Genomic DNA, 15,507 nt, shown 5'->3' with positions numbered 1-15,507 from the left:
ACTTTGTCCGCCATTTCGACAAAGAACTTTCTATATGATGCGCTACCTAGTACCACTACTTTGCTGTCTGGCCATTGCCTTCCGCGCCGATAAACCGGCCTACCGATTATATACTCCCAATTTAAAATCCACAACCTACGCCAAACTACTTCGCCAAGCCGTAGAAGCTGACGTTGTGCTGTTTGGCGAATTGCACAACGACCCCATTTGCCACTGGCTCGAATTCCAATTAACCAAAGATTTGCAGGCAGCCAAAAAAGGCAATCTAATACTTGGTGCCGAGATGTTCGAAGCAGACAATCAAACCGCGCTCACCGACTATGTTCAGGGTAAAACAACGGCCAAAGAATTAGCTACGCAAGCCCGCTTATGGTCTAATTTCAATACCGATTACAAACCCATTGCCGATTTTGCCCGCGAGGAGCATATCCCATTTATAGCCACGAATGTACCCCGCCGATATGCCCGACTAGTATCGAGACAGGGATTAGCCGCGCTCGATACGGTTTCTGCCGAAGCAAAAACCCAGATGGCTCCGTTACCCCTCACCGTCGATTTAACGCTCCCAGGCTATAAAGGCATGATGGATATGATGGGTGGAAGTTCCTCACCCGGCAGCACTACCAGTGCCGCCAACACCAATCCGCATGGAATGACGAGCGATATGACGGCCAACTTCGCCCGCGCCCAGGCCATTAAAGACGCAACGATGGCCCATTTCATTCTGCAAAACCGGAAACCCGGTCAGACATTACTGCATTTTAACGGCGATTATCATTCTAAAAATTTCGAGGGAATTGTGTGGTACCTGCGTAAGCAACAACCTACACTCAAAATCCTAACGATTTCCTCAGTTGAGATACCCGACATCGACAAACCTGCGAGCGAGAATCGGAATCTTGCCGACTTTGTCATCGCTATCCCCGCCGATATGACGAAAACGTATTAACGGTCGTTGGCTAAGTTTTAGAGAAGATTTAGTTTGTTTATGGTTTACAGTATTCGGTTTACGGTAGACTGATGCACCAATTACCATCGCGTCAGCCTAGCCTAACCGAATACCGTAAACCATAAACCGTCCATGATTAAAGACTTACTCAACCTCTCCGATAAAAACGCACTTGTCACAGGTTCCAGTCAGGGGATTGGTCAGGCCATTGCGCTGGCGCTGGCTGAATTTGGGGCAAACGTCATTGTTCATAATCGGAGTGGCAACGAAGAGGCCCAAAACGTGGCCAACCACATTCGACAACTTGGTCGTAAAAGTGCCGTGATCGGCGTCGATCTCGCAGAAGAGGATGCCATTGAGAAACTATACACACAGGCCGCTAAGGCACTGGGAGCTATTGATATTCTGGTGATTAACGCATCCGTACAAGTCCCGGATCAATGGCAGGAAACCACACCCGACGATTTCGATAAACAGGTAAACGCCAACTGGAAGTCGACATTGTTGATGATTCAACGATTTTCACCCGGTATGACCAAGCGTGGCTGGGGCCGAATTCTAACCATCGGGAGTGTGCAGGAATTGAAGCCTCACCCTGCCATGATCGTGTATGCGGGCACCAAAGCAGCCGTTGCCAACATGGTTCGGAATCTGGCGTTACAACTCGCCGATAAAGGAGTTACGGTTAATAATCTCTCACCCGGCGTTATCGAGACACCGCGCATCGGTGAGCCAACTCCCCCCATTCCCGAGCACATAAGCGACCGCATGAGCATTCCGGTTGGCTCCGCAGGTCAACCCGAAGACATTGCCGGTATGGCCACGCTCCTCTGCTCCGACGCAGGCCGATACGTTACGGGGCAAACAATTTTTGTCGATGGCGGTATGAGTTTGTAAGCTGTAGCGAACTCATCAGGCACTACACGTTCTTTTTGCCTTTTGCCGCTACTTTAGCCTGGTTTTGATTAATCCGATACTTCGTAATTCGGGTGATCAGTTCTAACGGAAGTGGTTGATCAAGCGGAAATTGAACCGACCCTTTTGCGCCTTTATACCCAGCTAACTCTTCCTTAAACTCTTCTAAAGCTCTTGGCGCTGGATAGAAGCCAATATGGTTTTTAAACGCGCCGAAATGAACCAGGTTCCCGTTCAGTTTTAAGGTAGGAAGTCCATAGCTGATTGCTTCTTCAGCCTCTGGTGCAGCCTGTTTAAGCGTCTGCCTAACTTGTTGTAAAAGCACCTGAGTCGCTTCCGGGAAATCAGCGATGTAGGCGTCGATATTGGTTGGGGTATTTGTTGTCATGGTAGGCTTCATTATCTATAAAACTTATCATTATCCCATCTTGACGGATTGTCTCTAATATAACCCGAAATGTTTTGGTAAGCCTCTTCATTTCGTATAATGTGCTCGTAGTAGTTCCGCTGCCACACTTTACCGTTAAAAGGCATCCAGCCCATCCCTTTTACACCCCGAATGTATTCAACTGTTGTAATCGATTTGAAAGCATCCATCATATCACCAACCGTTTTTCGCTCTGGAGTTGGAGTACTCGCTGAGGCAATCGTTGGGGCAATCGTTGGGGCAATCCCTTGTGGTTGCCCTTCCATATCTTCCGCATTTCCTTCTTCGTGTTTTTGGGCGACCACAAGGGGCGCCCCTACATCCGTAATTTGTAATATGCCATGAAAATGATTCGGCATAACCACAAACTCATGCAAATCAATATGGGTAAATCGGGTTGGCAGGACCAGCCACTGAGCCTCCACCATTTTACCCGCGTCATTTAGCTGCAACTCGCCGTTTTTTATTTCGCCCAATAAGCATGCTCTATCCTGACAACAGATGGTTATGAAATACAATCCCGCTTGTGAATAATCATAACCTTTTAATCGAATAGACCGCCGATGGTGAATGGCCGGATTATATGTGTTCATATTGACAATTTGATTAATCATAAAACCATCCCCTCCGCCACCAATGCCCAGCTATGGGCTTCACATTGCCAACGCATCTGAACAATAGAGCGGTCGGCAAAACGGCGTAGCCAGGGTTGCTCATAAGCGGTCAGTAAACCCGCAATGAAGAAATGAAAGGTTTTTACATCCTGCTCAATACCGTCAAGCGATGGAAGGGTGACGGTTTCGCCTAAGCGAACCAAAGCCGTTGTCAACATAACCTGTTCAACACGGTTCGTGGCTTTCGACAATTCATGGTAGGCATCGACAATCAGTCGGGAGCGAATGGGCTCCAGTTCCGAAATAGGAAAAGCATCCATTAACCTCGCCAGATGATAAATAATCAGGGAGGTTCGGGCGTAGTGGGGCGAACACCGAAATGGCTCCGATACGTATCGCCCTGATTCGACAATTGATCGTAAATACGTCAGTGAATCTGCATCGTGCTGATTTAACGGCAACTTGTACTGATAAATACAGAAGAGCATGTTGCTCAACGCACAGGCATCGAAATCAATGCCCATGTTTTTCCCAAACCAGGTTGAGTAAGCGCGTAGCTGCCGGTATTCTGGATAGGTATTCCGAATTTTGTGGCGTTGACTGCCGTTGGCGTGCTGAGTCAGCTTGTCTTTCAACCAATGTTTATCGGCATCGGGTTGGTTGGTCGTCAGGTAAACCATAGCCGTATCGTCGATGTCGTCGGGAATCCGGAAATGCTCAAACCGATGGAACAGATGCCCATTTGGAAAATGTTGGGACGGGCGCGTAGGCCAGAAATTATAGGTATTCAGGCCATCTTTGTTCCGAAACATGGGGTAAGCAATAGCAGCCCGTTCGGCTATTTGGTCAATCAATAATCGAGTTTCTGACCCGACAAGAGCATGCAGCGACTGCAACGTAAAAACCGTAATCGCCGTAAAGAATACATTGGTATCCTGCCGCTGGTACCCAATCGTATCATTTCGACGAACACAGGGGAACAAGCCGGTCTCCTTCTGTAAATCGGCAATGCGCTGAATGATGGCGTCGGTTTTCGGGACAGTCATAGTTTTGGTAATAGCAATAGAACGCTGATTTTTATGATTATCATGATTTACACAGATTTAGATAAGATAAATCATAGTCTATTGTAAAAAATAAAAGAAATTACCCCTTATCTTAATCATCATAAAAATCAGCATCCTATCGTAAAAGTACTGTTTCATGTATTCTTTTTTTAACGATTAAGGTTAGATATTTGCCGTCTGATCCATTGACTTACTCAATGCCGAACCTGATTTTATTTGACGATCCGGTTATCCGAACAGCGCTGCTGCCCTTCACCTTTACGCGACCGGTGGCGGGTATTCGTGTGGGTATCCAAACGCTGGCCGAAAAATGGGCTGATGTGCTTGGCCAGACAGGATCGTTTTTGACAGAACCGTATTTACGAGCCAAATTCGCTCAGAATGCAGGCTCCGACAATTGGTATATCAACGGGGCTGTTTGTCCAACACCAGCACTGCATGAGGCCATTTTAGCGCTAACACCCGGCGCAGGTCTTATAACGGCAGGTGGTGTTGTGCTAGCCATCCGAACGAATACTAAATTGACGGCTTCGCCTACGATCAACGGCAGCTATAGCTTTCAGCCGTTCGATGAGCCACTAACCATCATCTATAATCTGTGGGATATTTTCGTTCATAATGGCGACCAGATTCGGGCCGATTTTGCCCGATTAACCGCCGGACGAACATCAGAACCCATCACAGACCCCTTTACGCGTTGCTACGCTCCCGAAAACATTTTCGTAGAACCCGGCGCGACCATTCGGGCCTCTATTCTAAATGCAGAAGGCGGGCCGATTTACATTGGAAAGAACGCAACGATTAGTGAAGGCTCTATTGTAATGGGGCCGTTCTCGCTTGGTGAGGAATCGACCGTGAACTGGGGCGGCAAAATGCGTAGTAACACCACCATTGGGCCATTTTGTAAAGTAGGTGGCGAAGTAAGCAACTCCATCTTCTTCGGCCATAGCAACAAAGGGCACGATGGCTTTTTAGGCAATTCGGCCATTGGCGAATGGTGTAATCTGGGCGCTAACGTAAATAACTCGAACCTCAAAAACGACTATAGCAACGTTAAACTCCACTCCTACGCAACGGGGCGACTTGAAGATACGGGTCGTATTTTCTGTGGCCTCATGATGGGCGACTTTACCAAAGCGGGTATCAGCACCATGTTCAATACCGGCACTGTTGTGGGCGTTAGCGCCAACGTGTTTGGCAGTGGATTTCAACCTAAACACATATCTTCCTTCTCATGGGGCGGGGCTATTGACGGCTTCACCACTTATCGACTAGAAAAAGCGCTTCATGTAGCAGCCGAAGCCTTTAAACGACGCAATAAAGTATTTGATAAACAGGAAGAAGACATCCTCAGAGAAATCTTCACGCTGGAGCGAACCCGATCCTTTGATAACTCATCCCCATTCGATTTATAGCTTTTCCTTCTCCCTTTCTCCTGTTATAGGGGCTAATCTTATAGAGGTTTTATGTAAATGATGTAAAGTTGACATTTTAGCAGCTTTCTACCCCTAAATCCTCTGAAGGGGACTTTGCTTATTTGCGGATAAAGCTCCCTTCAGGGGATTTAGGGGTTAAAAAGCTCCATGTTAGACCGGTTAAAATACGATTTTCAAAATTCCAACAAAGTTAGGTTAAAGGAGAAAGGCTGGAAAAAACGGACTTATGCAATTTTCTGAAATAATTGGCCAGGAAGAAACCAAGCAGCTATTGCTGCGAGCGGTTCAAACGAACCATCTTGCACATGCCTTGTTGTTCGATGGTCCCGAAGGCAGTGCGAATCTGGCGCTGGCCTTGGCCCTGGCTCAATATGTCAACTGCGAGGATAAACAGGCCAACGATGCCTGCGGGCGATGTGCGTCCTGTATAAAAAGCCAGAAACTGGTTCACCCCGATCAGCACATGGTTTTTCCGGTGGCCAATCTGGGAAAGGGCAAAAATTCCGAAACGTATTTAGCCGACTGGCGAAAGTTTCTGCTCGAACAACCCTATCGAACCTTACCCAACTGGCTCGAAACGATGGGAGCCGACAACAAACAGGGCAATATTTCGGCCGAAGAAGCTCGAAATATTCTGCAAAAGCTGTCGCTCAAAGCCTATGAGGGGGCCTACAAGATTATGCTCATCTGGCTTCCCGAACTGATGAACGTGACCTCGGCCAATGCGTTATTGAAAGTACTGGAAGAACCACCAGCGCAAACCTTGTTTCTGCTCGTGACGAATCAGCCCGATAAGCTGCTCATCACGATTCTATCCAGAACCCAACGGGTAGCCGTACGGGCATTTACGGATGAGGAAGTGGCTACCTACCTGCGTCAGCACCTGAATCTCGATGAAACCACAGCCCGTCGTATCGCTTATCTGGCCGACGGGAATCTGGCTGAAGCCCTGCAACTAAGCCAGAACGATACGGCCTCGATGGATCAGCACAATTGGTTTGCCGAATGGATGCGTACCTGCTACCGACAGGATCTGATTTCGCTGGTTAAACAGGCTGATCAATTCGACGGTTTCAACAAGGAAAAGCAGAAAGGGCTTTTGGAATATAGTATCCGTTTGTACCGCGATCTATTTCTCTGGCAGCAGGGAGCCGCCGAATTATTACGCTTGCCAGACAACGAGATGGCCTTTGTCAAGAATTTTGCTAAAATATTAACGATCAATCACATAGAAAGAATCGTACACGATCTAAACGAAGCAACTTACCATCTCGAACGCAACGCCCGCGCCAAGATGATTATGCTCGATATGTCCTTAACATTCAGCCGGTTGATTAGATAAAGTTATAGAGTTAAAGGTTGTATGGTTATAAAGTTGATTCTCTGCTCATAAACTATACAACTGTATAACTCTGCAACTATACAACTCCTCCATGAAAGCCAAAACGCCTAAGCCTAAGCAAATTATTGGCATGACAGACCTTGTCGATTTTCCAGACTTGAGTCTTTTCGATGTGCAGGCTAAAATTGATACGGGAGCCTATACATCGGCTTTACATTGCAAAGATGTTCGCCTGGTGAAGTCGGGCGTTCGAACCATGTTAAGTTTCTTGTTAATTGGTAAAAGTGGCGAGGAAGCGCGGCCGTTTTATAGCAACGAGTTCAGCCAGCGCATGATTCGCAACTCATTCGGCGTGGCGGAAAAACGCTATGTTATTAAAACCCGAATTATTTTATTCGGACGAACCATTCGGGCTGAGTTTACCCTCGCCGACCGGGAAAACCTCAAAAATCCAGTGCTATTAGGGCGAAAACTGCTCCGTAACCGCTTTATCGTAGACGTTTCTCAGAAAAACTTATCGTACCAGAAAAAAAAGTCGCAAGTCCACAGTCAAAAGTAGTTAGTAAAACGAATTATTCGCTTTTACTGGCCTAGCGTATCGACTGATAGTCAGCGACTACCCACTTTTATGCGTATTGCCATTCTATCGGCTAAGCCTGATTTATACTCAACCCAACGACTTCTTGAAGCCGCCAGTCAGCGTGGCCATCAGGGCGTTGTCATTAATCATTTGAACTGCCAGGTCATGATCGAAGGCGGCAAGCCTTCCATTCTCTACGAAGGGACTGAACTGGACTCATTCGATGCCGTGGTCCCTCGTATTGGGGCCTCAGTTACCGACTATGGCTGTGCCGTTGTCCGGCAGTTTGAAATGATGGGCGTTTTCACAACCGCCAAATCGCAAGCTATTATGCGTTCCCGTAACAAACTGCGGAGTTTGCAGGTCCTTTCGAAAGCAGGCGTTGGCTTACCCAAAACGGTTTTTGCCAACCACCCTAAAAACGGCGACATCACCCGACTCATTAACCTAGTTGGTGGCCCGCCCGTTGTGATTAAGTTACTGGAAGGAACACAGGGAATTGGTGTCGTGCTGGCCGAAACGACTAAAGCGGCCAAGTCGACCATCGAGGCATTTTATGGACTGAAAAAGAACGTATTAGTTCAGGAGTTCATCGCCGAATCTAAAGGTGCCGACATCCGGGCGATTGTTATTGGCGGCAAGGTGGTTGGCGCCATGAAACGCCAGGGGGCCGATGGCGACTTCCGGTCAAACATCCACCGGGGTGGCAACGCTTGCGCCGTAGAACTTACGCCCGATCAGGAAAAAACGGCGATCGATGCCACCCGCGCCCTCGGGCTGAAAGTTGCCGGTGTTGATATGCTCCCCTCCGATCGGGGCCTGCTCGTTCTGGAAGTAAACTCGTCGCCGGGCCTGGAAGGAATTGAAACGGCAACAGGTATCGACATTGCCTCGCAGATCATCACCTACATTGAAGATAAAATCCGCACCGACGAAGGCGATACGGTGGGCGTTTAATTAAATTTTGAATGAGTGAATGATAGAATGAGTGAATACTGGAAATAGCAAATGAATGCTCAGAACAGGATAACTTAGCACTCTATTCACTCATTCTATCATTCACTCATTCATCATTAAAATGGCCCTTGACCCTGACCTGAAGAAAGCCATTGTCCGTATGCCTGGCACGGAGAAAGATAAATTGCTGCTACGTTTAATTGCCAAAGATGCTGTGCTGACCGAGCGGCTTCAGTTTGAGCTGGTGGAAGAAGGCCAGACGATCGATGAACGGCGCAATCTAATCCGGGAGTTTATCGATCGTACCGCCAAACTTCATGCCGACACGGCGGGTTGGCTGATGATGGACATGCGCACTGTAAGTGGCTATATCAGTCGCCATCTGAAAGTAACAAAAGACAAGTACGGTGAGGTAGACCTAATGCTGTATATGCTCAATACGTTCTACGACAACAATGCACCTCTGCTTCAGAAGTACAACTCCCGGACTGATAAAGCGGCAGAGTACATCGCCAAACGCACCGATCAGGTTTTGAAAAAAGCCAGCAAACTCGACCCTGACTATCACATCGAGTTTGCCGACGAGATCAATAAACTGTTAAACTGGGTCAATCATACCGCTTCAGCCCATTACGCCCGCCAATTGGCGCTGCCGAAGGAATGGTTAGTGTGAGATAAAAGTTTATATTTGATAAAACTCAAGACTATGGCTACCTCGGATTTAAAGTCAATCTTACATCAACAAATTGACCGGCTTCAAGACCCTCAAGATGTTCAGGATTTGCTACTAACGGTGAGCGAGTTTGTCAGTCAGCGCACAAATATCTTCAGCGAAACACCTGAGTTACTTACTCAATTAGAAAAAGTTCTATCCTCTTCACAGGTAACTTATCTAACCCCTCATGATGTGGTAGCCAAAGAAGCAAAACAATGGATTACACCATAGTATGGTCGGATGAGGCTAAAGAAAACTACCGACTTATTGCCTTGTATTTGCTAGATGCATTTGGTTTTACAACTGCCGATCGGTTCACAGATACGATTAACAACAAATTACGTATTCTGGAAAAGATGCCTTTTATAGGACGGCAGTTAGACCAGTTGACAGCTGTTCGTAAACTTCCTTTGCAGCCCTACAACATAATTTATTATGCTGTAGTTGAAAGGCAGGTTATCATACTCAATATTCTTGATAGTCGCCAAAGTACCTTGCCTTGATTTTCGGTTAATGATTAGCTTACAATTAGGTGAATCCATCCCAAGAGCAATCAAATCCTGCGAGGTTACCATAGCCCTATTTCTTTCTGATCATGGCTGTCAGTTTCTTAAGCGGATAGGCTATGTTCAGGCTTAAGGAGCGCGTTTTGGTCTTGTCGTCGCCACGGGCAGGGTCGATGTTGACTAATCCCAATTCATATTCCAGGCTCAATCGTAACTCCTGCGCCAATTCATAACCCGCCGTGAAGGCAACTCCGGCATCGAAGCGCTTATAACCCGTGAGCTTGTCGAAAGCCGGATAGGATTCATTACCACCCTGGTAACTGTAACTGTTTTTTCCCCACAGGCCATAGCCTAGATAGATCCCAGGACCACCAAATAGGCGGCCTTTACCATTAGGCAGATCATGGTTATAGAGTACATAGCCCATCGTTTCCAGATAGGTCATCCGCGTTTTCGAGGTACTATAAGCATCGGTATCTTTCCCGCCCTTACCAATTAGCTGAAAGCCATACAGCAAACTGACGTGACTTAAAAATGGAGCCTTCTCGGATGGAGCCGTAGGGCCAGGCAAATTCGAGTTAGTAGCCAGCAAGGTAGTTGGATCGGCGGGTTGGGGCTTGCGAAACGAGCTGTTCTTGTTTTGATAATAGTTAAGCATCTGGTTCACTAAACCCTTATTATTGAACTTAATAGCCAGGTTCAGAACCAACACATCGGCAGGATGATTTCGTAGATCGTTAAGACCTGGTGTGTACTGATACGACGGCCCAGACAACCGTAAACGAGCTAAATCAATTGATGCAGACAGAAATGTTTGGACTTGCTTATCCGCTTCGGTTGGCGTTGGCTGAGGTAGGTTTTGCCCCCAGACAATCTTGGTCAACAAAATAAAAAATAGTACGACTAGTGCATATATTGTATTTTTCATGGCTGTAATTAGTTGGGTTGACTTAAAAGCTTCTTATTCTTCCTCTCAGAAACTATAGGCAAAGGCGAGTCCGAAAGCCCGAACGCCGTAATAAGGTCCGTTTAAGGTGGCTGTAATCGTCGGCAGATTCAGGGACGACTGTACGGTATAAAGGGGCAGCTGCGTATTGTCGATATCGTTCTTCAGCTTTATGATATCGGCTGGTTTCAGGCTGGGCCAGAGGGGATCTTCGCCCGTAAAGGTGGATTTCACATTTGTTCCGTAAAAAGGTCCCAGCAACCACAAATCAAGACCAACGTGTTTGCCAAACAGCCATTGATAGCCCAGTAAAACGCCAGCTCCACCCCCACTAAAACTCGCATTCAGGTGCGCATGGTGCAGAATACCATCGCTGGGGGTGTAGGTGTAATCGTTGCTGATATCCATGCTCGCATAGCGCACAAAGGGTGCCAGATACCAGCCTGTAGGCGCATGACCCGCTAGGTAGAAACGATATTCGAGTGTTCCAATCTTCTTGTTAAACAAGGTGGTTTCAATAGCGCGTCTAGCATCCTGGTTATCGCCGTATTGATCCAGAAGGGCGCTTTTGAACGGAACTGGCGTATTGCTGGGCGTATAACTACCCGACAGCGTGATGGAACTATGTCGATTCAGTACCCGCTCAACCTGTAGGGTATAACTATTGATAACGACACCAGATAAGTTTAGCTTAACAACCGTTCGGCTCATAAGTACCTGTGCCGTTGCTACTTGCAGACACAGACCGAGCATTAACAAAGTCAGCAGAAATGATGATTGCTTTTCCATACGGGTGAATAATTAAAGCGTAGACGTTGATTTGCTCAACAAAACTCGCCTTAGCCACTCCCCTATGAAATAGTTACTGCTAACGATTTTTGAGGTAGTTTCCTCCTTTACACCAAGCCCTGTTCGCGGGCAAAATTGACCAAACCTACTGGCGTATCGATCCCAAGTTTTCGGGCAATGTTACGTCGGTGAGCGTTGATTGTAAATTCACTGACTGTGAGTTCATCTGCGATTTGCCGGGTGGTCTCTCCCCGACTAATTAGTTGAATTATTTCGACCTCGCGTTTCGTCAGCTGATATTTCTGCATAAAGGCATCTTCCGCCATATCCACTGCCGAAGTATGACGTGTAGAGTCAACTACAGGTTGTAGCGTCGGGAACCACGGCTTGCCCGACCAAACTTGCTGCACAGCCGTTTTGAGCGTTGGCGCATCGGTCGATTTGAGCAAGTAGCCCATGCCGCCCAAGGCCTGTACTTCCCGAATTCGCTGCGGCTGGTTGTAGCTGGTAAACACGATCACCTTCACCGTAGGGAAATCCCGTCGAATCTGTTTAAGGGCTGTCAGACCATCCGTTTTAGGCATATTTAGGTCCAGCAGAACCATATCGACCGGATGCAGGTGCAGGTAATCAAGCAGTTGGTGGCCATTAGTAACGGGCGGTAATAAATCCGTATCGGGTAAGTCGGACAGTACGCTTCGCAGTCCGTCGAGCAAAAGAGGGTGATCATCGGCAAGGAGAAGACGCATAGGAGTAGGTAGCCTGTTAAAATGACTTAAAATTCTGATCTACAGCGTTCGTCTGAAATAGTTATCCCTAACTAATTTCCGATTCAACAGACTCGCTTTTGCCCTTCACCTGCTTCGGAACTTCGATATTGTCGATAACCACTAACGTTCCCCCGTCGGCCTTACGCTGTACGTCCATCTGTCCATGACGAAGCGCTACTTTGCCCCGGATTGTCTGCAATCCCTGCCCATCGCCTATTGTATCTGCTGGTATTCCTACGCCGTTATCCTCCACCAAAATCGTTACGTGCTGATCATGCTCAATCACCTCAATGGTGGCTTCGGTAGCCTGCGCGTGCCGGATAACGTTATGCACCAATTCCTGCACAATTCGGTAAAGATCACTCAGAAAAGAGATTGGCAAAGCTTCTTCAAAACCAACCACAATCGTCTGAATTTTAACTTTCTCCGACAGATTGATGCTCTCGGCCAGCTCTTCAACCGCTCGCTTAAAACCCTGTTTTTCAATCAATTGCGGGGTCAACCGATGGCTGATTCTACGCACCGTACTCGTTACAGACGCCAGCACGTCCTGCGCTTTACGCAGTTTTGGTTCTGTAGGCGTATCCGATTCTACCGTTTCTAGGGCTGACGATACGTTAAGTAAAACCACAGCCAGCAACGGATTTACCTCATTATGAAGCTGATCGGCAATAGTTAACCGTTCGTTTTCTTCGGCCTGCATAACGCCATGCATCAGATCAATTTGCCGCTGTTTTTCAAGCTGTTCTAACTGACTCTGTTGCAAAGCTTCCCGCTGGCGGGCGCGAATCTGCCGATTTCGAACATAAAGGGTCAGTAAAACAATTGCCAGCAAGGCCAGCGCCAGGATGACTCCGTAGAATAGTCGTTCGCGCTGGAGCTGCCGTTCGCGCGCTGCGTTTTCAGCATTCAGACGACTGATTTGCTCTTCCTTATCCCGAATGCGCACACGGGCCAGAATCTGCTGGACAGCCCTGTACTGATTCAAATTCGTCAGCGAATCCCGAATGGCATAGTACGTTCCTAACGCTTGTCCGTAGTGCGGATAATCGCCCTGCGCTTTGTTGAGTTCGGCCAACGACTGATAGTAATACAACCCGATAGCTGAGTATTGATCAGCAGTTGCCGCTTTTGTTAACGGTAGTAACATCTGCCGCGCCTTCGCATAATCGCCCAGGCGAAGTAAAGCCCTGACGTAAAACAGTTCGAGCGGAATTCGGGAAAATGAGCCCGATGCCACACCTTTTGTCAGCGACTGTTTATAATACTCAATGGCTTTTGTCAACTGACCATCATGCTCGGCCAACAAACCGGCAGCTAAGAAATAACCAGAATACGGAATTTGAGCTTCGACTCCGCCAAACTGCCGCCGACTCGAATCAATAAACGCTCTGGCTTCTTTAATCTGGCCCTGATAAACTCGCATTGTTGCCATTTCGGCATTGAAATAAGGAACATTGGGCGCTTTAGGATTGGGGCGAACTAGTGCGTCATAGACCATATCCACAAATTTGCCCGCATTGTCGTAATCCGTTAGCAATATATTTAGCTGCGCCAGTTTGAAGAGAACTGTAGGGCGAGGACTACGAAAGTAAACGGTTGTCCGTTCATAAAAACGGGGATTTCGAGCTAAACTGCTATCGTTAGCAAGTTCGAGCAGACTGTCAAAGGCCATCACCTGCTCTTGCGGATTAGTCAGGCAATACGAAGCACGGCTATGTCTTGCCATAAACAACGCATATTTTGTCGGCAAGCCCGTTGCCAATCGAATCGATTCGTTGAAATCAGCGCACATCGCTTCATTCTGTCCCGCTCGGTTACGTGACGCTCCTCGAAAATTAAGCAGTAGCGCTAACGTCTCTCGATCATTAATGGCACGGGCCGCCTGTTCGCCCAAGGCTAAGTAATGAGCCAGCGAGTCGGGTTTATCCCAACTGTGATACAACTGAACGGTATACGTCAGGGCATCGCAATAAAGTTTGGGAATTGGTCGGGCATTCTGCCGGGCTTGCCGAAACAGGGGCTCAGCTTCGTCGAAATGGTTCAGCGATTCTTTCGCCTTTCCCCAGTTAATAAGCAGGATATGCGTCCAGCGCCGATTATTCGTTTTCTTCACTTTGGGAACGTACTCGGCCAGCCATTCGTAAGCCAGCGGCAGGTTGGTTTGCCCCATATCCTGAATCAGATCACAGGTTTCCCGAAACGTATTTTCGGTGATTGGCTGGCGCTGCATTCGTACCCAGGCAGCCCGCCCTTCGGCTTCGGTATAGGTTCTTGCCCATCCGGCAGTATAGGTTAAAAGAGCTACAAGTACAAAACCTATAAGTTGCCGAATAGTCATAACGGGTATCGTTTAACGCTATAGAACATATATATGTAAAAATAATCGCTCAGTCGAGCGGTTTTCATACTTTTGATCAAATGGGCTAAAGGTCAGTCATTTACACGATAATCCGGGTAAGACCTTACCTCATTTCTAAAAACAACCTGTCTACACGGTGCGTTATAAGTTTGTACCCACCAACTCGATTGCTGACGTATGAATGAAACAGTATTGATTACAGGGGGCACCGGCTCTATTGGTCGGCGCTTAACCCAATTGCTCCAACAGAAAGGGTATCAAGTCTCGCTACTAAGCCGATCGCCAAAGACCATTCCGGAAGTGCGCGTGTATTTGTGGGATGTAAAAAAAGGGCAGATTGACCCACAAGCGATTACCACTGCCGATCATATTATTCATCTGGCCGGAGAAGGCATTGCCGATGAACGCTGGACTGATGAGCGAAAAGATGAAATTTTGAACAGCCGTACGCAATCCACCGAACTACTGGCTCAGACATTAGAGGAAACGGATCACCATGTAAAATCATTTATCGGGGCATCGGCTATTGGCTACTATGGAGCCGATACCGGCGACCGGCCACTAACCGAAACCAGCGTAGGTGGCACCGATTTTATGGCGCAGGTGGTTCGGGCGTGGGAGCGTTCGGAAGATCAGATTGCCGCACTTGGTATTCGTACGGTGAAAATGCGAACGGGTATCGTATTAACGATGACGGGCGGTGCGTTACCCAAATTAGTCCAGCCAGTTCGGCTTGGGGCAGGTGCTCCTATTGGTTCTGGACAGCAATATATGTCGTGGATTCACTTCGACGACCTCTGTCAGATGTATATTCAAGCCTTGGCCGATGACTCGTGGCGAGGAGCTTACAATGCAGTAGCACCCAATCCGGTCACGAATGAAACGTTGACAAAGGCGATTGCTCAGGTGTTACACCGACCCACTATTTTGCCAAACATTCCCGCTTTTGCGATCAAGCTTCTCTACGGCGAAATGGCGATTGTTGTTACTGGAGGGAATTATGTACTGAACAAGCGCATCGCCGAAGAGACGACGTTTGCATATCAGTATACCGATTTGACCAAGGCACTGGAGGATTTGTTAACGTAACGTGGACATCCTGTCCGCAGTGTAGAAAAGATATAGTTTATCT

General features: G+C 47.6%; 17 protein-coding genes. 10 read left to right on the top strand and 7 right to left on the bottom strand.

What is annotated here, in order from left to right; genetic code table 11:
* Positions 1-37: 37 nt before the first annotated feature.
* The gene (locus H3H32_RS34245) at positions 38-949 is read left to right on the top strand and encodes a ChaN family lipoprotein (protein ID WP_182464571.1); all 912 of its coding nucleotides are present in this window, start codon (positions 38-40) and stop codon (positions 947-949) included.
* Positions 950-1,081: 132 nt separating this feature from the next.
* On the top strand, positions 1,082-1,846 hold the full coding sequence (locus H3H32_RS34240; protein ID WP_182460189.1) for an SDR family NAD(P)-dependent oxidoreductase: 765 nt from the start codon (positions 1,082-1,084) through the stop codon (positions 1,844-1,846).
* A gap of 22 nt (positions 1,847-1,868) precedes the next feature.
* On the opposite strand, the gene H3H32_RS34235 is transcribed toward H3H32_RS34240, so the two are convergent.
* From H3H32_RS34235 to H3H32_RS34225, 3 genes are read right to left on the bottom strand one after another with little or no spacing between them, the layout of a single operon-like run.
* On the bottom strand, positions 1,869-2,252 hold the full coding sequence (locus H3H32_RS34235; RefSeq protein ID WP_182460188.1) for an iron chaperone: 384 nt from the start codon (positions 2,250-2,252) through the stop codon (positions 1,869-1,871).
* An 11-nt stretch (positions 2,253-2,263) separates the two neighbouring features.
* Positions 2,264-2,884, bottom strand: coding sequence for a transposase (locus H3H32_RS34230; protein ID WP_182460187.1), 621 nt, complete (start codon positions 2,882-2,884; stop codon positions 2,264-2,266).
* Positions 2,885-2,901: 17 nt separating this feature from the next.
* Positions 2,902-3,951, bottom strand: coding sequence for a hypothetical protein (locus tag H3H32_RS34225; RefSeq protein ID WP_182460186.1), 1,050 nt, complete (start codon positions 3,949-3,951; stop codon positions 2,902-2,904).
* Positions 3,952-4,169: 218 nt separating this feature from the next.
* Between H3H32_RS34225 and H3H32_RS34220 the strand changes: the two genes are divergently transcribed.
* The 7 genes from H3H32_RS34220 to H3H32_RS34190 all read left to right on the top strand — a co-directional run bounded on the left by H3H32_RS34220 (position 4,170) and on the right by H3H32_RS34190 (position 9,505).
* A complete protein-coding gene (locus H3H32_RS34220; RefSeq protein WP_182460185.1) occupies positions 4,170-5,387 on the top strand; it encodes a putative sugar nucleotidyl transferase in 1,218 nt (405 codons plus the stop codon).
* Between the two features lie 247 nt (positions 5,388-5,634).
* Positions 5,635-6,750, top strand: a complete 1,116-nt coding sequence (locus H3H32_RS34215) for a DNA polymerase III subunit (protein WP_182460184.1) — start codon at positions 5,635-5,637, stop codon at positions 6,748-6,750.
* 91 nt (positions 6,751-6,841) lie between these two features.
* Positions 6,842-7,309, top strand: a complete 468-nt coding sequence (locus tag H3H32_RS34210) for an ATP-dependent zinc protease family protein (RefSeq protein ID WP_240543577.1) — start codon at positions 6,842-6,844, stop codon at positions 7,307-7,309.
* 69 nt (positions 7,310-7,378) lie between these two features.
* On the top strand, positions 7,379-8,287 hold the full coding sequence (rimK, locus tag H3H32_RS34205) for a 30S ribosomal protein S6--L-glutamate ligase (protein WP_182460183.1): 909 nt from the start codon (positions 7,379-7,381) through the stop codon (positions 8,285-8,287).
* 121 nt (positions 8,288-8,408) lie between these two features.
* Positions 8,409-8,960: a hypothetical protein gene (locus tag H3H32_RS34200; RefSeq protein WP_182460182.1), complete on the top strand. Its 552-nt coding sequence runs from the start codon at positions 8,409-8,411 to the stop codon at positions 8,958-8,960.
* 33 nt (positions 8,961-8,993) lie between these two features.
* Positions 8,994-9,233, top strand: coding sequence for a hypothetical protein (locus H3H32_RS34195; RefSeq protein ID WP_182460181.1), 240 nt, complete (start codon positions 8,994-8,996; stop codon positions 9,231-9,233).
* Positions 9,218-9,505: a type II toxin-antitoxin system RelE/ParE family toxin gene (locus H3H32_RS34190; RefSeq protein WP_182460180.1), complete on the top strand. Its 288-nt coding sequence runs from the start codon at positions 9,218-9,220 to the stop codon at positions 9,503-9,505. The genes H3H32_RS34195 and H3H32_RS34190 overlap by 16 nt, the downstream gene beginning before the upstream one ends.
* Positions 9,506-9,581: 76 nt before the next feature.
* Here H3H32_RS34190 and H3H32_RS34185 read toward each other — a convergent pair whose 3' ends face one another.
* From H3H32_RS34185 to H3H32_RS34170, 4 genes are all read right to left on the bottom strand, one after another.
* Complete coding sequence (locus H3H32_RS34185) at positions 9,582-10,436, bottom strand: porin family protein (protein ID WP_182460179.1); 855 nt, start codon at positions 10,434-10,436, stop codon at positions 9,582-9,584.
* 45 nt (positions 10,437-10,481) lie between these two features.
* Entirely contained in the window at positions 10,482-11,243 is a 762-nt protein-coding gene (locus tag H3H32_RS34180; protein ID WP_182460178.1) for a DUF3575 domain-containing protein, read from the bottom strand.
* A 107-nt stretch (positions 11,244-11,350) separates the two neighbouring features.
* Positions 11,351-11,992 (bottom strand): response regulator transcription factor, encoded by a 642-nt coding sequence (locus H3H32_RS34175; protein WP_182460177.1) that lies wholly within the window; start codon positions 11,990-11,992, stop codon positions 11,351-11,353.
* 67 nt (positions 11,993-12,059) lie between these two features.
* A complete protein-coding gene (locus tag H3H32_RS34170) occupies positions 12,060-14,354 on the bottom strand; it encodes an ATP-binding protein (RefSeq protein WP_182460176.1) in 2,295 nt (764 codons plus the stop codon).
* 198 nt (positions 14,355-14,552) lie between these two features.
* Between H3H32_RS34170 and H3H32_RS34165 the strand changes: the two genes are divergently transcribed.
* Positions 14,553-15,464: a TIGR01777 family oxidoreductase gene (locus H3H32_RS34165; protein ID WP_182460175.1), complete on the top strand. Its 912-nt coding sequence runs from the start codon at positions 14,553-14,555 to the stop codon at positions 15,462-15,464.
* Positions 15,465-15,507: the final 43 nt, after the last annotated feature.

It is taken from the genome of Spirosoma foliorum, assembly GCF_014117325.1.
Classification (GTDB): domain Bacteria; phylum Bacteroidota; class Bacteroidia; order Cytophagales; family Spirosomataceae; genus Spirosoma; species Spirosoma foliorum.
Note: the sequence above shows the minus strand (reverse complement) of the source record. Positions and strands in the feature narration are given on the sequence as shown.